This window comes from Wolbachia endosymbiont (group B) of Rhopobota naevana, from assembly GCF_947250615.1.
Lineage (GTDB): Bacteria > Pseudomonadota > Alphaproteobacteria > Rickettsiales > Anaplasmataceae > Wolbachia.
Genome location: NZ_OX366333.1, coordinates 1,561,671 through 1,588,497 on the forward strand (window position 1 = coordinate 1,561,671; position 26,827 = coordinate 1,588,497).

Annotated in this window: 18 protein-coding genes and 1 tRNA gene; 9 read left to right on the forward strand and 10 right to left on the reverse strand. The window is 34.5% G+C overall.

Annotated elements, in window-relative coordinates; all coding sequences use genetic code 11:
- Nucleotides 1-203: 203 nt before the first annotated feature.
- Nucleotides 204-1,526 carry a tRNA (N6-isopentenyl adenosine(37)-C2)-methylthiotransferase MiaB gene (gene miaB / locus OOL01_RS07490; protein WP_264686717.1) on the reverse strand — a complete coding sequence of 441 codons (1,323 nt, stop codon included), beginning with the start codon at nt 1,524-1,526 and terminating at the stop codon, nt 204-206.
- A gap of 666 nt (nt 1,527-2,192) precedes the next feature.
- Between miaB and recJ the strand changes: the two genes are divergently transcribed.
- On the forward strand, nt 2,193-3,932 hold the full coding sequence (recJ, locus tag OOL01_RS07495; protein WP_264686718.1) for a single-stranded-DNA-specific exonuclease RecJ: 1,740 nt from the start codon (nt 2,193-2,195) through the stop codon (nt 3,930-3,932).
- An 18-nt stretch (nt 3,933-3,950) separates the two neighbouring features.
- On the opposite strand, the gene OOL01_RS07500 is transcribed toward recJ, so the two are convergent.
- The gene (locus OOL01_RS07500) at nt 3,951-5,123 is read right to left on the reverse strand and encodes an NADH-quinone oxidoreductase subunit D (protein ID WP_264685566.1); all 1,173 of its coding nucleotides are present in this window, start codon (nt 5,121-5,123) and stop codon (nt 3,951-3,953) included.
- 265 nt (nt 5,124-5,388) lie between these two features.
- Between OOL01_RS07500 and OOL01_RS07505 the strand changes: the two genes are divergently transcribed.
- The 6 genes from OOL01_RS07505 (at nt 5,389) to OOL01_RS07530 (ending at nt 14,177) form a co-directional block, all read left to right on the forward strand.
- Nucleotides 5,389-5,910, forward strand: coding sequence for a cytochrome b (locus OOL01_RS07505; protein WP_213863969.1), 522 nt, complete (start codon nt 5,389-5,391; stop codon nt 5,908-5,910).
- A gap of 5 nt (nt 5,911-5,915) precedes the next feature.
- Nucleotides 5,916-6,911 (forward strand): NAD(P)H-dependent flavin oxidoreductase, encoded by a 996-nt coding sequence (locus OOL01_RS07510; RefSeq protein ID WP_007302056.1) that lies wholly within the window; start codon nt 5,916-5,918, stop codon nt 6,909-6,911.
- Between the two features lie 132 nt (nt 6,912-7,043).
- Complete coding sequence (locus tag OOL01_RS07515) at nt 7,044-8,423, forward strand: DUF350 domain-containing protein (RefSeq protein ID WP_264686719.1); 1,380 nt, start codon at nt 7,044-7,046, stop codon at nt 8,421-8,423.
- Nucleotides 8,424-8,527: 104 nt separating this feature from the next.
- A complete protein-coding gene (locus OOL01_RS07520) occupies nt 8,528-8,893 on the forward strand; it encodes a hypothetical protein (RefSeq protein WP_264686720.1) in 366 nt (121 codons plus the stop codon).
- Nucleotides 8,894-8,947: 54 nt separating this feature from the next.
- On the forward strand, nt 8,948-11,302 hold the full coding sequence (locus OOL01_RS07525) for a VirB4 family type IV secretion/conjugal transfer ATPase (RefSeq protein ID WP_264686721.1): 2,355 nt from the start codon (nt 8,948-8,950) through the stop codon (nt 11,300-11,302).
- Nucleotides 11,283-14,177, forward strand: coding sequence for a hypothetical protein (locus OOL01_RS07530; RefSeq protein ID WP_264686722.1), 2,895 nt, complete (start codon nt 11,283-11,285; stop codon nt 14,175-14,177). Before OOL01_RS07525 ends, OOL01_RS07530 begins: the two co-directional genes overlap by 20 nt.
- Before the next feature lie 254 nt (nt 14,178-14,431).
- Here the strand turns inward: OOL01_RS07530 and OOL01_RS07535 are convergent, their stop codons facing one another.
- The 8 genes from OOL01_RS07535 to OOL01_RS07570 all read right to left on the reverse strand — a co-directional run bounded on the left by OOL01_RS07535 (nt 14,432) and on the right by OOL01_RS07570 (nt 22,257).
- The gene (locus OOL01_RS07535; RefSeq protein ID WP_264686723.1) at nt 14,432-15,460 is read right to left on the reverse strand and encodes an ankyrin repeat domain-containing protein; all 1,029 of its coding nucleotides are present in this window, start codon (nt 15,458-15,460) and stop codon (nt 14,432-14,434) included.
- A gap of 90 nt (nt 15,461-15,550) precedes the next feature.
- Nucleotides 15,551-16,330 (reverse strand): SDR family oxidoreductase, encoded by a 780-nt coding sequence (locus OOL01_RS07540; RefSeq protein ID WP_007302062.1) that lies wholly within the window; start codon nt 16,328-16,330, stop codon nt 15,551-15,553.
- A gap of 5 nt (nt 16,331-16,335) precedes the next feature.
- Nucleotides 16,336-16,980 (reverse strand): alpha/beta hydrolase, encoded by a 645-nt coding sequence (locus OOL01_RS07545; protein WP_264686724.1) that lies wholly within the window; start codon nt 16,978-16,980, stop codon nt 16,336-16,338.
- A 97-nt stretch (nt 16,981-17,077) separates the two neighbouring features.
- Nucleotides 17,078-17,443, reverse strand: coding sequence for a hypothetical protein (locus OOL01_RS07550; protein ID WP_264686725.1), 366 nt, complete (start codon nt 17,441-17,443; stop codon nt 17,078-17,080).
- A 94-nt stretch (nt 17,444-17,537) separates the two neighbouring features.
- A complete protein-coding gene (locus OOL01_RS07555) occupies nt 17,538-19,334 on the reverse strand; it encodes an aminopeptidase P family protein (RefSeq protein ID WP_264686726.1) in 1,797 nt (598 codons plus the stop codon).
- A 1-nt stretch (nt 19,335) separates the two neighbouring features.
- Nucleotides 19,336-21,384 (reverse strand): tRNA uridine-5-carboxymethylaminomethyl(34) synthesis enzyme MnmG, encoded by a 2,049-nt coding sequence (gene mnmG, locus OOL01_RS07560; RefSeq protein ID WP_264686727.1) that lies wholly within the window; start codon nt 21,382-21,384, stop codon nt 19,336-19,338.
- 89 nt (nt 21,385-21,473) lie between these two features.
- Nucleotides 21,474-22,034 (reverse strand): hypothetical protein, encoded by a 561-nt coding sequence (locus OOL01_RS07565; RefSeq protein WP_264375806.1) that lies wholly within the window; start codon nt 22,032-22,034, stop codon nt 21,474-21,476.
- A gap of 147 nt (nt 22,035-22,181) precedes the next feature.
- A tRNA-His gene (locus OOL01_RS07570) sits at nt 22,182-22,257 on the reverse strand.
- Nucleotides 22,258-22,401: 144 nt separating this feature from the next.
- Between OOL01_RS07570 and murJ the strand changes: the two genes are divergently transcribed.
- Both murJ and OOL01_RS07580 read left to right on the forward strand, forming a co-directional pair.
- Nucleotides 22,402-23,898: a murein biosynthesis integral membrane protein MurJ gene (murJ, locus tag OOL01_RS07575; protein ID WP_264686728.1), complete on the forward strand. Its 1,497-nt coding sequence runs from the start codon at nt 22,402-22,404 to the stop codon at nt 23,896-23,898.
- 396 nt (nt 23,899-24,294) lie between these two features.
- A complete protein-coding gene (locus OOL01_RS07580) occupies nt 24,295-26,775 on the forward strand; it encodes an AsmA-like C-terminal region-containing protein (RefSeq protein WP_264686729.1) in 2,481 nt (826 codons plus the stop codon).
- The last annotated feature ends 52 nt before the right edge of the window (nt 26,776-26,827 follow it).

The following is a 26,827-nucleotide window of genomic DNA, read 5'->3' on the forward strand; positions in this document are numbered from 1 at the left end:
TGAATATAATAATTCTGGAAAGGTTGAAAAAGTACACTATCAGTGGGAAAAGAAAAAAAATCCCGCAAATCTATTACATCAAGTCTCATATGATTGCGTAACAGAGAGTTGTAGTCCCTTAAGGATTAAATCTAGATAGCTTATAAACTTATAAAAACACACAAAGTGCTTCTACATGAGACCATGGGAGCACTTTTCTCTAATTAGGCAGCGCATCCCAACAAACTATTTTGCCGAGCTTCCAATATCCTTACATTTACTATTTTATCTTTGTATTTATCGTCAGGATCATCAACGCATACTGATTGCATGTATGGGCTTTTACCAATAATTTGATTTTGGTGTTTACCTTTTTTATCACTGAATAGAACAGGAATAGTTTTTCCTATCATACTCTGATTAAATTCAAGTTGTTGCTTGCTAATTAATTCCTGTAAACGAAGAAGACGCTCTGTTTTAACCTCTTCTGGTACTTGATCTTTTCTTTCCGCCCCTGGCGTTCCTGGCCTTGGGCTATATTTAAAACTATAAGCCTGAGCGTACTTTACTTTTTCTACTAACTTCATAGTTTCCTCAAAATCTTTTTCAGTTTCTCCAGGAAAACCAACAATAAAATCAGAAGAAAATTCGATTTCAGGTTTCAATTTGCGAAATCTGTCTATTATTTCCAAATACTCCTCTGCAGTGTGTTTTCTATTCATTGCATGCAATATTTTATTCGAACCTGACTGCACAGGTAGGTGAACAAACGGCATGAGTTTTGATTCCTCCGCATGTACCAAGTAGAGAGATTCGTGCATATCTCTTGGATGAGAAGTTGTGTAGCGGATTCTTTCTAGCTTTTCAATTTTAGCAATGTGACTAATTAATTTTCCTAAATCCCACACCTCTCCTTCGCACTCTCCATGATAAGCATTAACATTTTGACCGAGCAAATTGATTTCCCTTGCCCCATTTGCAACTAACTTCAATGTTTCACGGAATATTTCATTTACTGGTCGTGAATACTCAGCCCCGCGTGTATATGGTACCACACAAAACGTACAAAATTTATCACAACCTTCTTGTATGGCAAGAAACGCAGAAGACCCCTGGCTATTGCCATAGCATTCATCTGGCAATTTATCAAACTTCGCAACTTCTGGAAAATCAGTATTTATTACATGACCTTTACTTCTGCTTGCTTTGACTATTAACTCCGGTAAAGCAGAAATACTCTGCGGACCAACAACAATATCAACAAAAGGAGCCCTTCTGAACACTTCTTCTCCCTCTGCTTGCGCTACACATCCAGCCACCACTATGGTCATTTCCTTATTTTTTTGTGATGAATGGATTCTTCCAAGCTCTGAGTAAAGCTTTTCTGCTGCCTTTTCTCTAATATGACAAGTATTTAATATCACCAAATCAGCTTGTTCTGCATCACTAACAACGTTGAACCCTAAAGGCTTAACTATATTCTCCATTAAAATGGAGTCATAAACGTTCATCTGACAGCCGTAAGTTTTAATATATAGGCCTTTCATATTTAAAATTCTTCACACAAATTCTAGCAAATTATACGAAAAACTGAATTCTAGTACAACAGCCAATAAAGATTGCTTGACAAACCTTCTCGCTTTCCTTACTCTAACAGTAGAGGTATTTTAAGAGCTCAAAAATCTATCTTCGTCTGCAGACTTTTTAGTCAATTTTTCAAAAAAAAACGTAGTGTATCTTCTTCAGCACGTGTTCAAATTCTGTTGTATATGCGCTGCATTTTCTTTCTAATCTTTCAGGAGGATTTTATGTCCAGAATTCCAGATACTTAACCTTTATTCTTAAGCTAAAAACCGATTGGTACCTATGGTTTTTATAAAGAAAGTGCAAAAAATACTTTAAAGAATATGAAATAAAGGTAGAAAAGGTTTGAGTAACCAAAAACTGTTTCCAGGCATAAATTTGTTATGTATACCAAAAAGTAATTACACTAATATAATATTCACACTTATATGCTAATATAGATATAATACTAATTAAAGAGCATGTTATGCAAGAAGAAGTATCAGATTTTACAGATGCTCTTTGTCAAAATAAATGTGATTCCTTTCGAGTGACACTCTCCTATATCTTTCTTTAGGTTATACAGAAGTCTAACACAATTATAGAACAAGCGTAAAAGTTCTGGTAAAGTAGTTTTATTTACAAAAAATATGCTACTTGATATTGAAAAACGCAGCATAACAAATGCACTGTGGAAGTTACAAGAAGCAGATCAAAGGGAGATTTTTACTCTTATACAGAGATTTGAGTTGCCAGAAATATTAGCAAGAATATTAGTTGCTCGTGGTGTTAACATAGAAAATGCACATGACTTCTTACACCCACTAATCAGATCGCTATTACCAGATCCCTTTCACCTCCTTGATATGGATAAAGCTGTTTCTCACATAATAAAAGCAATAAACAATAATGAGAATATTGCAATATTTGGTGATTACGATGTTGATGGTGCAACGTCATCAGCATTGATTAATAGGTACCTAAGAGCGATTGGAACACGCTCTATAATCTATATTCCAGATCGTGTTGATGAGGGCTATGGATTGAACACAGATGCTTTATTACAACTTAAAAAGAATGGTATTGATTTATGTATTTCTGTTGATTGCGGTACGCTTGCATATCAACCAATAGAAGATGCAAAAGTCTTTGGACTTGATATTATAGTTGTCGACCATCACCTTGGAACAGAAAAATTACCAAGTGCTGTAGCAGTTGTTAATCCCAACCGCCTTGATGAGAGCTCTCCTTATAATAACTTAGCAGCAGTTGGAATGTCATTTCTGCTAATTGTTGCTCTTAACAGAATCCTACGTGAGCAAGGATTTTTTACCAACAAAAAAGAACCAGATTTATTTGATCTACTGGATTTGGTTGCTCTTGGAACTGTTTGCGATGTTATGCAGATTACAGGCCTAAATAGGGCTTTTGTTTTACAAGGATTAAAAGTTATGTCAGCAAGAAAAAATGTTGGCTTACGTGTTTTGTTTGACGCTTTGGGAATCCTTGAAAAACCAAGTGTTTCACGATTAGGGTTTAGTATTGGGCCATGTATAAATGCCGGAGGAAGAATTGGAGAAGCATCGCTCGGTGCAAGGTTGCTTTCCACCGATGATGATGATGATGCACATTCAATCGCGCTAAAACTAATAGATTTGAATAATGCAAGAAAAATGCTAGAAAATGAGGCTATTTTGGAAGCCACAACACAAGCGGAAAATTTTGCCCACTTAGGTGTAAATTTTATAATGGTAAGTGGTAATTGGCACCAGGGAATAATTGGTATCATTGCATCAAGACTAAAAGAGCAGTTTCACTTACCAACGATAGTGATATCTTTAAACAATGGAATAGGAAAAGCAAGCTGTAGGTCAATTTCTGGAGTAGATATTGGTGCTGCGGTTCTTTCTGCAAAATTTACCAACCTAATCATTGAAGGTGGTGGTCACAGTATGGCAGCAGGATTTTCGATTGAAGAAGATAAAATAAGTGATCTACATGATTTTTTTACTGAAAGATTTGCAAACTCCACAAACGATAAAACTATAAAAGCTGATGGTATAGTAACAGCTAAAGCAATAAACTTATCCCTTTGGAATCAACTGCAGCGCTTAGAGCCATTTGGAGCTGGCAATCCTGAACCAAGATTCATCATTCAAGGGGCAAAGATAAGAAAGCCGGAAGTTATAGGAGTTGACCATATAAAATGTTTTATTGCTGACGATAATGTTATGGTCAAAGCTATTGCGTTTCGCTGTGCAAATACTGAGCTCGGCTCTGCTATTATGCAGGGTAATGTTAAAGCCATTTTGGGTAAAATCTCTATGAATTACTGGAATGGCAATGAATTTATACAATTTATGATAGAAGATGTCTTAACCATTAGTTAAGTTACTATTTTAAAATAATTACCTATCAATCTCACCAAAGACTATGTCGAGTGAACCGATAATTGCTGCAATGTCAGCAAGCATGTGTCCTTTTGCCATGAAATCTAAGGCCTGTAAATGCGCAAAGCCAGGTGCTCTTATTCGACATCTATAAGGTCTATTGGTACCATCTGAAACTATATATACTCCAAACTCACCTTTTGGTGCTTCAACAGCCACATATGCCTCACCTTCTGGCACATGATATCCTTCTGAATAAAGCTTAAAATGATGAATCATAGCCTCCATAGATTCTTTCATTTCTGCTCTTGGCGGTGGAGAAATTTTTCTATCTTCAGTTTTTATTGGCCCTTTAGGAATTTTCTCTATGCATTGCTTCACCAAGCTAATAGATTGCCTAATCTCTGCCATTCTTACTAAATAACGGTCATAACAGTCACCATTTTGGCCGATAGGTATATCAAAATCTAACTGATCATATATCTCATATGGCTGGCTTTTTCGCAAGTCCCAAGCAAGTCCAGCAGCACGGAGCATTGGTCCACTAAAGCCCCAATCAAGCGCCTGTTTTATTGATATTTCACTAATTCCTACAGTGCGTTGCTTCCATATCCTATTTTCTGTTAGAAGCTCATCAACATCATCTATATACTTTGGAAATTGCTCTATAAATTTTGCAATATCTTCAATCAAACCTTCTGGGATATCTGCTGCAAGTCCACCTGGCCTTATATAAGCTGCGTGAAATCTTGCACCTGAGGCCCTTTCATAGAACTCGAGTATTTTTTCTCTCTCTTCAAAGAGCCATAAAAGAGGAGTCATCGCCCCAACATCAAGTGCTTGGGAAGAGATATTTAGTAAATGATTTAGTATTCTTGTCAGCTCACAAAATAGAACACGCAAATATTTTGCCCTAATCGGAACTTCGCACTGCAATAATTTCTCTACACATAACGAATATGCATGCTCTTGTGACATTGGTGACACATAATCAAGGCGGTCAAAATAAGGCAGAGCTTGAAGATACGTTTTATGTTCTATCAACTTCTCAGTGCCACGGTGCAAAAGCCCAATATGGGGATCTGCCCTCTCGATCACTTCACCATCCATCTCTAAAACAAGACGTAACACCCCGTGTGCAGCTGGGTGCTGAGGGCCAAAATTTAGCATCATTGTCTTTAGATCAGGCATGCTTTGGTAGCTTAAGGTATTGGAATTGTATAGGGTAAAATGTGCTTAAAGTCAATAGGCTTCTTGTACAAGCTATAACTCATCGTTACAATAGAAAAACTCTCAAAAACTTCACCACTTCTTCATAATCTGATAGACAATGTTTATGTGTCACATACAATTATTGCACTTATGTTGATCAAGGCAGCAAAATTATGTATAGATAATTTTGATTGAGAAATAGTTTTTCTACTATATAAATTCTACTTTAGAGTAATCAAAATTAATGAAAGACAATAAATATAGTTTAGGTTTAAGGATCATTCATTGGTTAATGTCTGCTTTTATTATTGGCATGCTTTGTTCTGGGCTGTACATGAAAAGTTTGCCGATTAGCAGTGAAATTAAATTCAGCATATACGCTGTTCATAAGGCTTGTGGTATCACCGTTCTTGGATTAATTATAGTACGTATATTTTTTCGCGTCTTTACTTATGTTCCGCCATTACCAGCCAATTTTTCTCGATTTGTAATCAATGCGAGCAAAACGATACACTTTGGTTTATATGCTTTGATGGTGCTAATGCCACTATCTGGTTATGTCATGTCTTCTGCTTCTAGCAAAGAGATCAAATATTTTTTCCATATCCCTTTATTAATTAACCATAATGAAGATCTAGCTAGTGCAGCTAATCAGTTACACTCGATACTTGCATATTTTATGATACTCTTTATAGCCTTGCATATAATTGGTGCTTTAAAACACACATTTATAGATAAACAAAACATTTTTAAACGTATGATATAGGTTATATGTTAAGTAGCCTCTGGAAAAAAGGAACAAATTTTCTCGGTAGTGAGTTTGCCATAATGGGTGGCGCTATGAGCTGGGTTTCAGAGAGAAATTTGGTTTCAGCAATCTCAAATGCTGGTGGATTTGGCGTGATTGCTTGCGGTGCAATGTTTCCAGACTTACTGAAAAAAGAAATCATAGAGACACAGAAATTAACTAACAAACCATTTGGTGTAAATCTAATTACTATGCACCCAAAGTTGAGTGAGTTGATAGATGTGTGCATTGAAACGAAAGTAAGCCATATAGTGCTTGCCGGTGGACTACCAACGAAGCCTAATATAGAAAAAATCAAGAGTGCGGGCATTGAAGTTATGTGTTTTGCACCAGCATTAAGCCTCGCGAAAAGGTTAGTAAAAATGGGAGTAGATGCGTTAATAATAGAAGGTATGGAAGCAGGAGGACATATCGGTCCTGTTAGCACTTCTGTTCTCGCACAAGAGATATTACCTCATTTTAAAAATGAGAAAACACCGGTGTTTGTTGCAGGTGGAATAGGAAGAGGCGAAATGATAGTGAACTACCTAGAAATGGGAGCAAGTGGCTGTCAAATAGGTACATTATTTGTCTGCACGAATGAGTCAATCGCTCACAAAAATTTTAAAGAAGTATTCATCAAATCAGCTGCGCGTAATGCTGTATCTTCTGTGCAGATTAGTGCTGATTTCCCTGTAATTCCAGTAAGGGCTATAGTTAACAAAGCAAGTGACGATTTTATGGAGCATCAAAGAGACATTATTGATAAATATCAAAATGGAGAAATCTCAAAAGAAAATGGGCAGCTTGAAATAGAAAAGTTCTGGGCTGGAGCCTTAAGAAGGGCAGTAATTGATGGAGATGTTGAAACAGGATCTTTAATGGCCGGTCAAAGTGTTGGCATGGTTGATAGAGAAAAGCCTGTAAAAGAAGTGATAGATATGTTAGTTCAACAGGCAAGCAATTATGTTGAAATGTAAAATCAGTAATCAGCAAAGAAAATTGTTAGCAAATTGCTATAATTATCCGCAATAAGGCATAACTGCCCAGTTTTAATGTAAAATTAACGCTAAAGAGGTATTCATACATTTTGTTATGTATGGAGAAATGTTATGCTAAGTCGTTTTGCAAAACATCAGAAGAGTGAAGATATTAATCAACAATTGTACAATGCTATATACAAAAAGGTCACAAAAAAAACACATAATCATGGAAATCTAAAAAAGGGAGATGGAACTATCGCAAAATGCATAGAGTTGTTTAACAAAGGAGCTGATCCCAACGTATTAATTGAATTAGAAAAGTCATTGAGAAAACAAGAAGAATATTATAAATATTATATTGACAACTTCCTTCCAGCATTGAAAACAAAAGTGATAGAGTCAGAGGAATTAATGAAATCTTCAGTACTTAACAATGAAGAAAAATCATCACAAAGATCACCAACAAGAAGAGGAAAAATATTAGAAATAATTTTAGAGATTACAGGGATTACTAATAAAAGTAGTGACAAAGATCATTCTAGTAGCACTATTCAAAATCAGAAAAGTCTTAGAAGTAATCAAGCAAATAGACAAAATAATACTATGGAACTATTTAACAAACAAATTCTTTCTGGTGAAGTTGAAATTCCCAAAAATTCAGGTATTAATCCTCTGGAAAAGGATTCTTTAGCTAAGGGTGTAAGTGGAAAAGGAATCTCTGGAACATATAATCCCTTGAGAAGTTTAGATAGTTATGATGCTTCAACAATTCTTACATCAAAACAACCGCAAGCAAGAAAGAAGATCACACAATCACAATTGAATAGTCAATCTGATCTTTCGATTGATAGTAAAGATTTAAAAAATGAAAAGCCTAATATAACTGTGAATGCTGTAGAAGTGCCAAGTGGTGCAAATACTTCTAAACTCAGTAGTAGTAGTAGTGATTTAGATAGTCGAATAAATTCATCTAGCTTGGCATCAAGTAGCAGAAGGAACAGCTTAACTTCAGTAACAAGCATTTCATCTGAGGAAAGTGTACACTTAAAATTAAACCCTGCTGAGGAAGATAATAGTTTGCAACTAGAAGATGAAGGAAAAACAAAATTAGCACATCCGAACAAAACAAGACCCAAAGGCCCAAGCGGAAGAAGATCCCCTTCTAAACATTATAAGAAGACTGAAGAAGGTCCTCATTGTGTGATCTCAGTGACAGGCAGTAAGGTAAAAGATACAATGCAATCCAATAATTATGAAAATAATAGTAAAATTAAACAACTCAATAACAAAAACCTTCACGTCGCACTTGTAACAAGTTCTGCTCTCTTAGCAATAGGGTGCATTTTTGCAGGAGCAATGACATCAGGATTAGTAGGAGCAGGACTGTTTGTGGTGGCTGCAGTGTTTGCTACAGCTGCTGCTGCTGAATTTTGTTCAAATATTCTGTCAAGTAAATTGATATCCATTAGTGTGAGTCCTCTTGTTGATAATAAAGGGCTAACACAGTGATAAAAGTTAAATATGAGTTACTTATGGTGAGCAAGTGAATTCGGTTCTTGCCTATTGATGTAAAAATTGTTACAGTTAAGGAGTATCTTAAAGGTATTTAGCTGATGCGTATTCAATTGGGTAAAGTTTTTGCTATTGTAGCCCTGTTAAGTTTTATCTTCATGTCATGTTCTAGCAAAGCAAGTGATGAATTGAAAAATATACCAGGAACGTTGAAAGAACTTATTTCTTCATTTTCAGTTAAAGATACTATGGAAAATATGAATCCTTCGACAATTATAGGGTTATGTATAGCTACAGTGATACTTGCAGTAGTGTTCAGAGGTCTAATTTTCTTCATGATACTGTTTGGTGTACTGATCATGATGTTTGGGAGTACAGAAAAAGCAACAGATTACTTGAAAGAAAAATTCAACTTTGCAAAAGATATAAAATTACAGCCCGACAGCGAAGAAAAAGATAAAAATTAAGATAGTATTTTTATGTTTTTTAATTATCTTTTTATTGAATACACATAATGTTGTATGCAACCAAAAGTACCGGCCACTAGCTCTAATTCTGAAAAAAAGAACAATTTAGCGTTACTAGAAAGTATTAATTTAGATTTTATCCCTTATGCTTGCCACTACGATGAAGAAACTATACTAACAAAACAGGGGGAATTGTTAAAAATAATCAAGTTAGAAGACTATTCTTCAGTTGATAACTATGGTGATCTTAGAACTGAAATTAGAAAAAGTATATCAAAAAATATCCAGAGTTTATATTTTACAGTTTGGATTCACACTGTCCGTAAGCGCAATAAACTGAGCTTACAGTGGAATAAAACTGCAGACTTTTCCGATCAGCTACACTCAACGTGGTTTAATAAACTAGTTGATAGTAAACTACAGTATATAAATGAGTTATACATTGTGGTGTTACTTAGTGATTTTGGCAAACATATTAATAATGCATTTTTTTTTGGCAGGATAAAGAATAGGCACAAGTTATTTTTACAAAAAAATCATCAAGAATTACAAAAAATAACTGACCTGATTCAAAAAGATTTAGAACCTTTTGGAGCTAAAAAACTGGGCCTTAGGTCTAGTGAAGGCAAAATATATTCTCAAATGATGGAATTTCTCCATTACATTATTACATTAACGCACAAAGATTATCCAATATGTGAAAGGGATCTATCGCAGCATGTGAAAAACCTAAAAGTAGCTTTTGGTTTCAATAAATTTCAAACATCGTTTGAAGGTCAACAGAAGTTTGGTTCTATTTTTTGCATAAAGGAATATCGAGAAATCCCCTTAGAAAATATAGATAGGTGTTTGCAACTTGACTCTGAGCTTATCATCACAGAAATAATAATATTTACTAGTAATAATAAAGCAGTAAAAGAATTTAAAAAACAAATTAATATACTGCAAATCAGTGAGGACAATACCTTACTTCAAAACTCAGGAATAAATGAAATAATAGAGCTTGAAAAAATTTCTGCTATGGATTTTTGTCAACAGAAAATTATTGTTACAATCTTTGCAGATGATAAGAATAGGTTAGCTAAAAATATCAGCGATTTATCCTCTGTAATGTCGTTAATCGGGTTGATGATGTTTAGAACTGATCTGCACATGGAAAATCATTTTTGGGCACAGCTTCCTGGAAACTTTGCTTTTGTTACACAACCAAAAAATATATTAGAAAAATATGCTTGCAGCTTTGCTATGTTGCATGATTTTACATCAGGTACGTTAAAAGGAGGAAGATGGAAAGAAGCAGTAACAGTTTTTTTTTCAAAAAAAGGCAGTCCTTACTTTTTTAACTTTCATGGAAAGAAAAATAATGGTCATACCACAATACTTGGAGCTCCAAATTCAGGTAGAACCTCACTGATCAATTTCTTACTTTCGGAATCAAGAAAATTTAACCCTAGGATTGTTATATTGGATAATACTGGAAAATCAATAATATTTACTAAAGCAGTAAGCGGCCAATATTACATAATTGATCCAAAATATAAAGATAAAAGTCTAAAATTTAACCCACTGAACATTGAAGATAGTGCTTCTAATCGCAATATGCTTGTTGAATTGATCAAAAGGATGGTTGCAAATGCAAGTTTGGTAGACGTAGAAGAAAAGACAAAAAAAATTGTAGATTCTATATTTGCTATACCAAGAGAATCGCGATCTATTTCTCAAATTTCTGAAGTGCTTTTACTTCTTGGAGGCAAAATAAGTAAATGGTGTGGTGAAGGTGAATTTGCTTACTTATTCCAAGATGGTGATGAGTCAGATATTGACTGGGGAACAAAAACTATATCCCTCAATACTGCAAATCTCACTAAGCAAAAAGAATGTATGTCCGTGATACTTTACTATTTCTTATACTCTTTCGAAGCAAAATGTGATGGCTCACCTGCAATACTTGTTTTGGATGAAGCATGGGAGATAAGTAATATTTTTCCTACAGAGGGAGAGTTTGACGACTGGATGCAAAGAATGACAAAGTTAAATGTTGTAGTAATTCTAAGTACTGAAAACTTAAACCTAGCATTTGCTAGCAAGTTTACTCAATATTTAGATAAGCATGTCGATACGAGAATCCTGATGCCGAACATAAATGCAAACAGGTTATACATGAAAGCATTTTCTCTGTCGAAAGAGGAACTGAATGTCATTTTGCAAACACCAACACAGGAAGGTTTATTTTTGATAAAGCAATACAAAGGTTTAGTAACTTTAAATCTAGATTTGAAGAATATGAAAGAAATACATGTACTTTCAGCTAATAAAGAGACTATAAAGTATATGTATGAAGCAATAAAGGAAAAAGGCGAAAAAGTGAGTAAGTGGTTACCGGCGTTCTATGAAAAATGTAAAGCTTAATTTTTTATTGATATTCTCCTTGATATTTTGTCTTTCTTATCAAGGATATGCTGATTGTCCGTATTTTGTAAAGAGCAATACTGAACTTGAGGTTGTAGGAAATAAAACAGGAAAAGGTATTGCAAATTTTTTTAAAGGCAAGTGGAGCGATTTAGACTTTGACAAAAAATTATTGCAATTTATTAAAGTTACAGCAGTAAATAATCAGGGACCAGAAGGTTACTTCGATCCAAAGATTAAGGTCTGCAATTACGAAGGGAACGACAACTGTTATATATTATCCAGTGGAACATCTTGCCACAAAATATATGGCACACAAGCCACAGGTGCTGGAGTTTCTGCAGCAGCTTTTATCGATTGGGAAGGAGATAAAATGTTAGCTGATGGAACAATTAAGACAGATAACAGTAAAGAAATCAAAGAAGGAATTGCGAAACGCCTTGAATGGGAATGGGCAGATGGTGTTACTGATGAAGAAAAAGTAAAATTTGTTAATGCCCCTAAAATATGCGCTTGTAGTCAAAAGGGGGCTTGTATGTCAGGAATTTCTTCATGGGGCTCTAGAGTATTTTCAGGGGAAAATATTTTCCGTCCAGGGAATATGGAAAATGTTTGCGATACCTGCTATCAAACCAAAGTACAATGTGTGCCTGTACCACTTGCACCTGGCCCACCTCCATTTTGTGAACAACTTGCGATGTCACCACCACAAGTTAGAATTGTTCCTATAACAAATGAAGAAAATGATTATTTCCATCCAAGAGTTGGAGTCATTATTGGTGAGCTGAAAGAAAGAAGGGAGCTACCTTTTCCGCGCGGTTTTTCAAATAGTGAGAATACTCCAATTTATCCATTTACTATTAAAGATACTATCCATTATCTCAAAACCTATAGAAAAAAAGGTCAGCTCTGCGCTGAATACTATGGTACTGAGGAAGAAGAGTCCGAAAGAAAATTACAATTTCCTGCTCGCTGCTTCCCAGCGCCACCTGCTCCAAAGATTGAAGAAGTGAGCATACCAAAGCCTAATGAGGGTAAAGGCGAAAATACGCTAAAAGTAAAAATAAAGATGAGTGAGAACGTTTGTACTTATGACGCACGTGGAACTCACAGTAATGGCATCTGTACTTTTTATGTTAATAAAAATTCTCCTACATATGTTGGCCATCTACCTTTAAAAGTAGTAAAGCCAGCAATAGTGGCAAAAACAACTGATAGCAGTAACAGTAAAAGCGACATCGATAGCGTAATAGAAGGTATATTAAAAAATAATTCGCAATTTGAAGTTCTAGAAAAATATGGGTATGTTCCCGATATCGAAGCAGAATGTAAAGAGCTTCAGAATGGTAAGTGCAAACTAGATGGCTCAGGATATCCAAAAGTAGAAATAAAATATAAAGAAAATTCTAAAAGTAAAATGCTCTGCCTTTCTGGGTGGCAACCAGAACCAGAGGAGTTTGTTCTTAAAAAAGAAAGTAAGCTAATATCGCTAAAATCAATGGGGGCAAGATACAATAAATACAATACTGTTTATTCAAAGGAGTCTGATCAGCTTTATTATTTTCCCTGTAACGAAACAATTGAGGTTTTAGCAAAGCCACAAGATGCACTGAATGAAATAATATTTAATAAAAAAGGATATATTTCCATTCCTGCTGAAAATAAGTCTAGAGATAACTGCATGGCAAAAGAGGATAAAGAGGTAGATACAAAACAAAATTGTGACAAATGCAAAATAGTATATGAGTTAACAGATGGAAAGTATGAAGAAAAAAACTGTAATCACGGTGATGATGGTTGCCTCTGCTTTGATGGAGTATGTAGTCGCTCAACACAGTATGTAGATAAGAATGATAAACTATTTTACTTAAGATATGAGGAAGTGGATTGCAAGGATAAGGATGGTAAAACAGTAAAAAACGAGAAAGGTGAAATACAAAAGTGCACACAATTAAAAAATCAACCGATTAAAGCAAATAGAACAGAAGTCTTTTATGCTGATAAATTGTGTAGGTTCGATTTAGAGGGTTTAAAAAAGAGATTACGTGAAATAATAATAGCACAATTGAAACATAAGAAGCAGATTATTGAAAACAGGGATCAAAAACTTTATGAGCTTGGAGATGGCTATACAGATGATCTGTCAATGTATGATTACGTTGAAATAGAAGCATGGGGAGGTGGTGAAGCTGGTCATATAGCTGATAAAGCTCAGTCTACTGTAAGTAGACTAGGAATGCCAGGTGATTACATTAAAGCTAAACTAAAAATCAACCCCAATTATCCCTATATTAAAGTAAAAGTGACAGAAGGAGGTGGTGGACAAGAAGATGATGAATCTAACAAGGATGGGGGACCAACTTTAATAAAAATGTGCAGAGACTCTTCAGAAACAATTTGTAAAGATTTAATTACTGTTGCAGGCGGAGGTACATACAGAACCTATGGGGGAAAGAATTACAAAGATACAATAATTCATGAACAAAGTTTAAAATTAAAAGAAGAAATTAAGAAAGGGGACAAGCTAAACTCTAGTAAAGATAATAAAATAGCATATATAGAAAATGGTGAGATTGGGTATAAAGATGTAACAAAATGTAGTAAAAACTACGTGAATAAAACATATGGTGCTGGTGGTTGTATCAACGAAAGCAGCAAAAGTTATAGCAAGGGCGCTCCTGGTTATGTGAAAATTAAACCTATATTTGATGAAATTAATAAAGAAAGAGTAAAAAAAATAGATGATGCTATTGAAAAAATGATACAAAATCCAGATGACATCACAGGTATTGATGATTCCTTAATAAATAAACTTGATAAAAAGATTATTGATACAATTAAAGAAGAAATTAGAAAAGAATTGTTAGGTCTATAGTCAAAGAACCCTGATGGTTGCAAATGGGGTAAAGTTGAATTTACATTACTGAGAGTATCTGTTCAGGTGCATGTCAAACCAGTGTTTCTTTTCTTGTATCTCAGTTCCCATAATGTCATCCCAGTGCGTGACACCCATTTCTTTCTAGTGCTTCCTTCCTTGTCATCACAGCTTCCATAATGTCATTCCAGTGCTTGACACTGGAATCCATGTAAATTTAACTGGACGCCAATGTCACAAACTAGTTTTCTCATCTATCTTATTTTGCTACTCTGCTGAACAAATACGTCAATTTTATCTACTGATGAGCTAGGTTTGTTGTTCTTCACATGTTGTGACAAAAGCTCCTTAACTCCTTTTTTCACAAGAAGTACTGAATTTGTATCCTTTTCAAGCATAAAAACTGTAGAGTTTTCAATTATCTCAGCTATTTGTAAAGGAGTATCTCCTGAATGGTTTTTAATATTAGCATCAGCTCCTTTTGCTAATAGTAATCTTGCTATTTCTTTGCGGCCTGTTATAGCTGCTATATGTAGAGGTGTATTGCCAATCTTATCGCCAATATTGACATTTATTCCTTCTATACTAAGTAATAACTCAACTATTTTCTTATGGCCATTCTTGATAGCTACACTTAAAGGATCTCTATCGACATTACAGCCATTGACCTTAGCACCATTATCAAGAAGCAACTTGACTACTGCTTCATGCCCATTCTGAGCAGCTAGATACAAGGGTGTGACATTATTTTTTTTATCTACTATGTTAACATCAGCATTTTTTGTGCTAATTAATAGTTCAACTATTTCAGTATGTCCGTTCTGAGAGGCTAAGTACAGAGCTGTTATACCAAATTCATTGTCTTTAGCATCAATCTCAATTTCTTGAGTATTAAGTAACACCTTTACAACTTCTACAAGTCCATTTTGAGCAGCAATATGTAAAGGTGTCTTACCATCAGTACAGTCTTTTATATTGGGATCAGCTCCCGCTTTAATTAACTCCTCTACTATAGCTTTGCTTTTAGCTACAACAGCAAAGTGTAAAACTGTACTGCCTTTAGTAGTTCTTGCATGAATATTAGCTTCTTTACTGATTAGTAACTTTACTACGTCTAAATGTCCTGAATAAACAGCAAAATGCAAGGCTGTAAATCCTTTTTTATCCTTGATATTGATATCAGTTTTTACATTAAGTAATAACCTAACTTCATTTATGTTACCATTATAAGCGGCTTGATGTAATAGAATATTTTCAACCGGGAGCGATTGATTGCTGAACATATTTACCTCTATATAATAGTATGCCTAGTGGTACTACATCAAAACAAGGAACATTCAAGAAAAATTTTTGCATCTGGCAATCTATTTTCTCTATTCTAATATATACAAACTCTTTAAACCCACCTTGTAATCAGGATAAACTAGAGAGACACCAAGGTCTTTTTTAATTTTAGTATTGCTTACTTTTTTTGACCCTAAATAAAAACCCCGTGCGTAATTTGGTACGGAAGAAATCTCAACTGGCTCTGGAGGGCTAATATTGAGAAGCTCGGCTGCATACGTGACCACTTCAGATTGCGTAGCAGGTAAATCATCTGCACAATTGTATATCTCATAAGGCTTTATATTTTGCATGGAAGAAAATAAAATATTCGATATATCTTCAACATGAACACGAGAAAAAATTTTTTTCACATTTCTTGCTTTGCCAAGCTGCAGGTCAATTAGCGCATTTCTACCAGGACCATATATCCCAGCCAAACGAAAAATATGTACAGGCAATTTGCTACTTAGCCACTTCTTTTCAGACTCAAGGCGCTTTTCTCCTCTAATTTCTATAGGCTTTGTTTCAGATTCCTCATTCACCCAATTACCACAGTGGTCACCATAAACATTAGTTGCAGACAGATAACCAAGCCATTTAATATTCTCCAGACAATGACCGTATCTCTCCATAACATCATCGCCGTCTGGAGGAATAGAAACTAAAACATGCGTTACGCTTTTAAGCAGATCTTGATCAACCTTTTCATAATCAAAAAGTTGTATATCTTTATTTCTTGATGTACCGTTAACTTTCCAGCCTAAATTTAGCAATTTTTTCGATAGAAATTTAGCTACATATCCGTAACCAAAGCAAAACAAGTGCATGGAAATTAATTTCCAAAATTCTTCTTGATAAACTCAACCCCTAACCTTATTCCTTCTTCATTAATAATATGGCCTAATCCATGAATTGGGTATCCTTGAGCGTTTACTCCATTTTCTTTCAGAGCTTTAACCGCTAAATCAAGGGAAGAAAAAGGTACCACATCATCAGCGTCACCATGAATAATACATATGTTAGGTTTTGATTTGATCTCCGGTGCAGTTTTTGAAGGCGAAAGAAATCTACCAGAATACGCAACAACTGACGCACAAGACTGAAGCCGGGTAAGAGCCACATGTATTGCAAGCATTGCCCCTTGAGAAAATCCAACTAAAGAAAGCTGAGTATCTTTTAAATTAAGCTCCTTTAATTTTGTATCAATAAAATGATTTACAATTGATGCAGCATTTTTCACTCCATTATATAGTGCTTCTTCACTACGATCCTCTAAACTAAACCACTGATAACCATTACCTATTTCCCTCTCAAACGGAGCATTCGGTACCACAAAACATGAATCGGGTAAAAATTTGCTCATAACTTTAGCAAGGTGAGCGAAATTATCGCCACTTGAACCCCAACCATGAAAAAAAATAATCAAATTTTTCTTATTTCCATTTGGACAAATTTCTTGGCTTTGTAGTTCAATCATCTCTTCATCCCTTTATGTTTATATTTAACTTTATGGTAATACTAAATTTGAGGAACAAGACCTCACTACTGCTATAGCTCTTTGATATGAATAAATACTACTTAGCTTCAACTTTCTCTATCAATTTCTTGACCAAGCCTCTCAATCTTCTGCTGGAATCATCAAGCTCTTGAATTTGTGAAGTATCTTTTCTCATGAGCTCTTTGTGATTACTCTTTATGTAATCATACATTTCCTTCATCTGAGCAATCATCTTGTTGATATCCATACCACCCATATCAGGTATCATGCTAGGCATATTTCCTTCTAGCATACCGCCAGCCATAAGTTGCTGAGACATTTGCATGAATGGCTTTAAGGTCTGTTGAAGCAAATTAGGGTCGCTTGCCAATTTTTCTATTTGCTCTTTGCAAGTATCCATGTACTGCTTCATAAATTCATCATCTTGCATTTTATCTGTCATAATTACACCTATTTGAAACTAATATTATATATTGTTTTTAATTAAAAACAATACAAGAACAACTATATTAATACTTGATTAAATGACAAATTAACTATTTTAAAGGTTCACATACTCTCTTTAACCATTCCTTATCTTTTATGCCATTTTCTATATTTTTATAAACAAATTGGTGATAGCTATTTATCCATTTAACTTCATCTTCAGTAAGCATTTGTATATCTATTAGCTTTTTATCATAAGGAACAGAGGTCAATTGTTTAAAGCTTAAAAAGACGTTTTCTCGCCTTTCAATATACATCAGATTCTCAATTCTTATTCCATACTTTCCTGGAATATAATAACCAGGCTCGTTAGAAAGTATCATGCCTGGAATGAGTTCCACTTTATTTCCTCTTGATATTGCTTGCGGTCCTTCGTGTACCGAAAGGTAACTTCCTACTCCATGTCCTGTACCGTGCATGTAATCCATTCCAAATTTCCATAAATGTATACGCGCTAATATGTCCAATTCTCCACCAGTAGTGCCAGAAGGAAAGACCGCACTTGCTATCGCAATGTGAGCTTTTAATACTATTGTGTAGTGAGCTCGTTGCTCATTGGTTGGACTACCAATTGCTATAGTTCTTGTAACATCGGTTGTGCCATCAAGGTACTGACCACCAGAGTCAATTAAATACAGCCCATCTTCTTGAATGACTTTATTTGTCTTATTGCTTGCACGGTAATGAATGATTGCTCCATTCTCGTTGAATGCTGAAATTGTTGGAAAACTCGGTTGCTTAAACAAATTCTGCTCTTTTCTGTATTCTAAAACTTTTTCTTCAGCTTCAAGCTCAGTAATTTCACTGTCAATATTGTTTTCAAGCCAATATAGAAAATTTATAACTGCTACTCCATCTTTGATGTGCGCACTTATAGCTCCAGTTATTTCAGTTTGATTTTTTACTGCTTTGTGAATCAAACAAGGATCCTCCTTCTCAATTATCTGCTTATTTTCTATTAGACCTCTTTCATTACTTATTGTCATCCCAGTGCTTGACACTGGGATCCATGCTTTTTTATTTCTGGTCAAGCACTGGAATGACACCGAAGCTGATTTTTCATTTAAATAATGGTTATACAAGGGATCTATTGCATTCATAATGCTCATTGGAGTCGTGCTTGGATCTATCACCACCAAATTTAACTTATGTAGTGAATTTTCTAGCTCACTAATATCAAAAACATTTATATGGTTATCAAAATTTGCTTCTATAGTTGAATGTTCTTTATCTTGAATAAATAAATCAACATTGCCGTTTTTATAAAGTATTGCACGACCCAATATACAAGGAGTGTATTCAGCGCTTCCATTTCTTAAATTTAATAACCACGAAATTGAATTTGGATCAGTCAGAAGCACTGCTTCAGCCTCTATGTTTTTAGCTACTCTTTCACATTTATCCTTACCACTCTCACCAGATACATGTGAGACTATTGTTTGTGCTTTATGACTACTATCTTTTTTAATTAAGTATGGTACTAGTTTACAAATGCCTTCATATTTTCTTATGTCCTTCATAGTAAAATATTGCGGATAGTAACCCAGTGAGGTAGTCAATGTTAAGTTTGCTTTTACCCATTTGTGTGGATCCTCTTCTTGTATATTATATACTCGAAAACTGCCCTGATCGAGCTGACTGCGAGCTTGTGTGATATAGCGTCCATCTGTAAAAAATGGGCACTTATTACTCTTTGTAACGATAAGTAGCCCATTTGTTCCCGTGAAGCCACATAACTCTGCTAACTCTTTTGAATATTCATTTAAATACTCGTCTTTAGTATGCAACATAAATGCATCAACATTTATTTCGTGCATAAAAGAGCGAAATTCTTCGATTTTTGACATGTTACGCAGAATTAGCAGCTATTTTCGTTTTCTTATTCCTAAGGTACACTAATATGCTAACTATCGCTGCTGGAGTGATACCTTGTATTTGCTTCGCAATACCAATTGTTGCTGGCTTTATTGACTGCAACTTTTCTATCACTTCAGTTGACAAGCCTTTAATCTGTGAGTAGTTGAAATTAGTTGGAATTTGAGTATTAACTTCCTCTTGTAGAAACTTCATATCGGCTTCTTGTCTTACTAAATAAGGCTTGTATTTTGCTTCAATTGCAACTGCTTCATATATTTCATTCTTGGCTATGCTATCAGTTATAGTGTTATTCCAGCACATGACGCTGGAATCTACATTTTTTTCAGTGTCAACTGCATCCATTCTATCATCATTCAAGTACTGGATCCCAGTGTCAGCTACTTGGATGACAGGAAGAGGTGCTTTGGTGTTATGCAAGTAGCTGACACTGGAATCCATGTTTAACTCTGGCCATATTTCTCGTAATTTATTCCAGTCAATATTTGGATAACCGAGCAAATTTAATGCTGTTTTTCTTATTCCATCATAAGATATTTTAATGCCATAGGACCTGAGCTGCTCAGGAGTAATTGTTAGGCTCTCTAATTTCTCCTCAAGTTGCTTAATGGATTTAAGTTTACCCTGCAAAACAGAGTATCTCTCATGCGACACAAGAGAGATGTCATAACCTTTTTGTGTCAATCTTCTATCTGCATTATCTGACCTGATTGCCAGTCTATATTCTGCACGCGAGGTGAATAATCTGTAAGGCTCAGCAATTCCCTTAGTGACCAAGTCGTCTATCATTACACCGATATATGAGTCTGTACGATGAAGAACAAAACTTTTTTGAGATAAAGAGAATGCTGCATTGATTCCGGCAATAATTCCCTGCCCGGCTGCTTCTTCATATCCAGTGGTACCATTAATTTGACCAGCAAAATATAGTCCTTTAACTTTCTTAGTTTCGAGAGTATGAAATAGCTCTCGTGGATCGATATAATCGTATTCAACTGCATATCCAGGTCTTAATATTTCTGCATTTTCAAGCCCTTTTATACTCGTTATCATTTCATGCTGCACTTCGATGGGCAATGAATTTGAAATTCCATTTGGATATATAGTGTTATCATCAATCCCTTCTGGTTCTAGAAATATTTGGTGATTATTTTTTTCTGCAAATTTTTTAACTTTAGTTTCAATTGATGGGCAGTATCTTGGTGCAATAACGTTATCTAAATATGAAGAAGCTGATCTGTGAAGATTCTCTCGAATTACTTTGTGTGTATGTTCATTAGTATGAGTAATAAAACATGAAACCTGAGGCTGGTTAATTTTCTCTGTAAGATAAGAAAATGGTGTAGGTGGATTGTCACCCACTTGTTCTTGTAATACCGACCAGTTTATAGTGCCACGATCAAGCCTCGGTGGAGTTCCGGTACGTAATCTGCCCAGTTTAAAATCATACTTCTTTAGCGTGTTTGCAAGCTCTATTGCAGGTTTATCCCCCATTCTTCCAGAAGGAGTTGTTTGCTCTCCTATATGAATCACACCACGTAAAAAAGTCCCTGTAGTCAAAACAACTCTGCTTGTCAGTATACGTTCACCTGAGTCTGTTATTACAGCTTTTATATAAGATTCTCCATTGCTATCACTTTCGATAAGAAAATCGTCAACTGACTCTTCTTTTACTGTCAAGTTGTTATAATTTAGAATAATTTCCTGTATTGCTTTTTTGTATAATTTTCGGTCTGCCTGTGCACGTGGGCCCCATACCGCTGCGCCTCTGCTGCCATTTAAAACGACCGAGTGTATGCTTGCTCGGTCGATAGCTCTCCCCATTATTCCATCAAGGGCGTCTACTTCTCTAACTACAACACCCTTTGCAACTCCTCCAATTGCTGGATTACAAGACATCTCTCCTATAGTTGAAATTTTGTGAGTTATAAGTAGTGTGTTTGCACCAAGGCGAGCTGCAGCTGTAGCTGCTTCACACCCGGCATGACCGCCACCTACTACCACTACATCGTACTTATGCATCTTCTTGAGTAATTCCTACTCTATAATATTCCAACTATCAGTGATTGATGTCAAATTTTACAGATTACAACATTGCACACTAACTTAGCTCAAACTGCCGTCTCTCTCGCAGAAAAAACTTTTTCAACTTTGGGAAAGATGATACTTTTATTAACTTCTTCTTCCGGAAAGGTAATACATTCATCTACTTCTTCTTCCTGAGATATTTTGACATATGTAGAATCTGTAATCGAAATTGCACTTACTGCAGATTTAATTGCTGTTTCATCTACACAATGCACTATAGCTACAGTTGCAAAAAGCCCTAAAATCGGTGCTATCAGCCCTATCATTCCACTTATTAATGTAAATCCTATTTTTGGATTAGGAAAAATAGCAGCTATGCTTCCAGCAAGTGTAACTCCAATTGCAGCGCTTGTAGATATCATCAAACTCAAAAAATTTGCTACTTTTCCATGATCCTCCTCAATAGGATCTCTTTTGCAAAACTTATATAGCAAACATCCTACGTGAAAAATCGCAATCAATGCTGGAGCTATACAACCAGCAATTCCACCTATGGCTAAAGGTGATGAAGTGTCAAAACTTAACCACCAAGCTAATACTCCTAGTGCTGACACTATACTATAAGCTAACAAACAAATATACATACAATCCCTCTCACTAATTAATAGGCATCATTTTTACTCTAAATCGCAAACTTCCCCTCCGCCATCTAAATACTAAAGCAACAAGGAATGCTAACGGACGTGCAAAAATATCTAATGTTTATATTTATGTAAAGTGGAAATTTTTAGTGGGGCGAGCGACCAGGATTGAACTGGCGACATTCAGTACCACAAACTGACGCTCTACCAACTGAGCTACGCCCGCCAAGGTATAAAATTTCTAACACACAAGCATAAATAGTCAATTAATTATTTAAGCTACCTACTTTTGCATAGAGTTTTAAGTTTAGCGAATAAACATTTTCATTTATGCTTTTAGCATTATAGTTAATCGTATTGAAATCGTGATATGTTTAAAAGTATTTTCACATTTAGTTTTTTTACAGCTATTTCAAGAATTTTAGGGCTAATAAGAGATGTATTGATTGCTACAGTTATTGGTGCAACTTCTCTTGCAGATATATTCTTTTCCTCGTTTCGCTTTGCTAATTTATTTCGATCGTTTTTTGCAGAGGGAGCATTTACTACCTCATTCATACCATTATACTCTGCAGAGTCATATGATAATAAAAAGGCATTTAATTTCGCAAGTAGTGTAATATCCATTACGTTTATTATTCTAGTAATTTTTTGCCTTATCACACAAACCTTCTTCCCTTACATGATCAAAATCTTCACTCCTGGATTTGACCAAAATAAATTTACCTTTACTGTAACTTTGTCGAAAATTATGATGCCCTACATAATCTTCGTGTCAATCGCATCACTTATTGGTGGAATGTTGCAAGTAAAACAGCATTTTGCTTCAACAGCTATTTCACCAATCATTTTGAACCTCTGTTTAATCATCAGTTTGTTTTTACCTTACACTGAAACACCGGCTCATAACCTTTCTATAGCTGTCCTGATTGGAGGGATTTTGCAGCTACTTTTAATAATATTTAGTGCATACAAATTAAAGGCTTTCTTTTCTTTTAGTTTAGAATTAAGTAACGAAGTAAAATTATTTTTTAAACGTGTGATACCTGCAATTATCAACAATTGTGTAATACAAATAAGTGTATGGATTGACACAATCATGGCGAGTTTTATACCAAATGCAGTTTCTTATATATATTATGCCGATAGACTAAATCAACTACCGCAAGGAGTAATTGGCACTGCAATTGGTACAGTACTTCTTCCTCTGATTTCAAAACGAATAAATGATACTGAGAATATAGTCAAAATACAGAACAAGGCCCTTAATATAGGGTTAATATTAATTATGCCAATAACTGCTGCTTTTATCATTATTCCTGACATAATTTTACTTACGCTTTTTTCTTACGGCCGATTTGATTATTATGCAGTGCAGCAAACTGTTCCTACATTAGTAGCATTTTCTCTTTCTTTACCCGCATTTATTATAAATAAAGTATTGCTACCCACATTCTTTGCTAGGGGAAAGCTAAAAATACCAACTATGTTCTCATTAACGTGCCTTGGAATTAATGTAATACTAAATCTCATATTAATGAACAAATACCAACATATAGGAATTGCTATTGCTACTTCCATTTCCACTTGGATAAATTCTATTTTATTGATTAATTATTTAACAATAAATAAGATGTATAAGATTAGCCAAGCATTATTACTAAATATTGTAAAAATTCTCACTGCAACATTGGTTATGTCAATAGTTCTTTATCTCTCTAATTACTTATCAGCAGGGTTGTTTTTCGATAGAGGGCTAGCTCGTATTGTTTATTTAGTAACTTTAATAGCTTTGAGTGTTATTATTTATTCTAGCACTCTTTACCTAATTTTTAGAGGAAATTTGAATAATTTGAAATATGTATAAATTACACCCTTTGTATTGCTATATGTCATTTCAGCTACTATTCCAATATCCACTCCTTTCATCCCATAACCTATTCCTGTCATCCCAGCACCTATTCCTGTCATCCCAGTGCTTGACACTGGGATCCAGAAATTTTGTTGATTATATAATCTGGAAAACCTTATTTAAGTCACGCTGGATCACAGTGTCACACACACAACTGTATGAGTGTTGTGGTTTGAGAGCAATTTCCACTGGGAACCCAGTGCTCATCAGACCAGCTTCTCATGTAAAAATGCTGTGTTTTAACATAAGAATAGCTACTTTTTTGCTAATTAACTTAATGTCTAATCAAATTTCCTGGATCCCAGACTGGGATGACAAGAAGAGAAGGGATGCTGGAATGAGAGGTCTATTATGAAACTTTCTTTATACGCCATATCATCAATCTTGTTTCTATTAATTCTCATGCACGTTGCTGCAACTTTTAAGGATTGGAGTGGCTACAGAGAATATATCGTAAAAGAGTTAGAGAAGACGTATGATGCTAAAGTACATGTTGGAGGAAAAATTGAAGTTTCGCTCATTACTCCAAAACTTACTATTTACAATGTATATGTACAATATAACAAAAACAAGGAACAAAAATTATCAGATTTAATTAGTGCAAAAAAAATTGAAATAAGGCCATCGTTGTTTTCATTTTCATTGCAACCAAAGTCAATCTCATTTTTGGGCATGAAAAGCAACAAAGAAAATTTACTTAATATTATAAATACGAAAGCCAATGATAATATAGTTGATATATTAATAAAGGACAGCCAAATAAGTTTTAACGCCGATACTATTAACATCAAGGAAGTTGCTATAAAAAAAAATAAGCAGTTTTTTGGTGAAGTACAGATTGGTGACAACAATTACGATTTTTCTGGAAAGGTTAATGTCACAAAAAATAATGTACACATTAGTGTTGATTCAAATTTTGCAAATTTGCTATTTAAAGGTAATAGAAATCAACAGGGTAATTTAATACTGACAATCAATAACAGTTCCGGTTCTGTGAGCAATTTAGCAAAAATCATTAATCTTAGCTTCCTTTCTTATGTGATTCCCAGCGAAAATATTGAGATATCATCCAATATCAATCTCAATGAAAGCGAGTTTACGGCAACTGATTTAAAAATTGAGTCCAAAAGCATGCAAGGCACTGGTATAATACAAAATGATAGAAAAAGTGATCATACTAATATCAATATTAGTTTTAGTAAAGTCGACCTAAAAAACGGCTCACACAAAACAACAGATATGAAGGGTCTTTTAGAATCTTTTAGAGAGGTTGTGCCAAAGAACCTGAGCTTGGATTTTAATATGGAAGCTTCAAATATTCAATATCAAAACAGGATATTGGACAAATTTCATGCTACGCTAAAATCTGCTAATGGCGAAATAAACGTTGATACTCTTCTTCAATTTCCTGGAACCAATAATATATCTCGCTTATCAGGAAGAGTTTCAAACAATGGCAACTTGTCTGAATTTAATGGTGATATATTGATAAAGGGTGAGTCGTTCATCTCACATATTTTACCTTCTATCAAGATGCAAGAAAGAGAGAAAAGTCAATTTACAGCAAGTTCTAAACTATATTTAGCACCTAGAATATTATCTCTTTCAGATATCAGATTGCTAAATAACAAAGAATCTTGGCAAGGATCAATTAAGGTAAATCACACAAAAAAACACAATATGATCGATAGCAAATTTAGCATACATAACATTAATATAGATAAATATGATTATTCATTATTCAGCAAAGTGCAATGGCTGAAAAATCTTAAATATGATGTAAATATAAGAACTAGTGTTAAAGATTCTATATTCAATGGCACAAAAATTGAAGATTTGGATTTTTCATTAAAAATACAAGAGAACAAGCTAGTTGCAGATAAAATAAAGTTATTCGGAGAAGATTTCGACATTACCGGTAGTGTAAAAATATTAGTGGATCAAAAATACACTAAGCCTTTATTAGACGTAAACCTTACAGGTAATAAATTTAATGGAAATATCTTTAAATTACCAAAACTATTAGAGGTAAAAAGAAACTCAAGAAATGAAATAAATCAAATTCAATGGTCAACAAAGCAGCTTAATTTTTTAGATGAGAAAGGAGATTTTGATGCAAACGTGGAAATCAAAACTACAGAATTTAAAATTGGGCAAAACGTCTTAAAAGATTTTAACTTGGATACAGTGATAAGAAACAACACTATCACTATCAAACAGATAAGTTACATACTAGAACATGGACAAATGTTTTTTCAGGGTTATCTAAAAGCAGGCTCAATTCACACAAAATTTTCTATTGCAAATTTGGACACCAAGGAAGTTATAGGAGTTAATAACATAAATGGCAAGATAAGCTTAAGTGGTGAAATCAAAACTCAAGGGACAAGCTTTGATGATTGGGCTAGTAACTTATCAGGAAATGTAAACTTTCAAGCACAGAAAATAGAGTTTACAAATGTGGATTTTAATTCATTCATCACTAAGTTGTTAAGCAGTAAGAATAAACCTGAAATTTCCAAGCTTGCTTACGTTGATATATATAATGGCAGTACGCTTTTTGAAAATATTAATGGAAAAGTAAGTATTAACAGTGGTGTATGTTCAACTAGTTCACAGTTTAGTATCGATCAAGCATCAGGTTCTATCTCTTCTAATTTAATCTTATCTAATTTCTCCTTAATTTCTATATTCAGACTCTTTTTCATACTACCAAATCATAATAGTCCTCTTTATATCGAGGCACACTTAGATGGCCCTATTTGGTGCCCTAAGATGAGTTTTGATGTAGACCAAATTTACAACACCTTAGTTAGCAAGAAAAATAGTTAACTCATTTAGATGTAGGATTTAAGGGACCATCTATCTTTAAGTTAGACCTTAG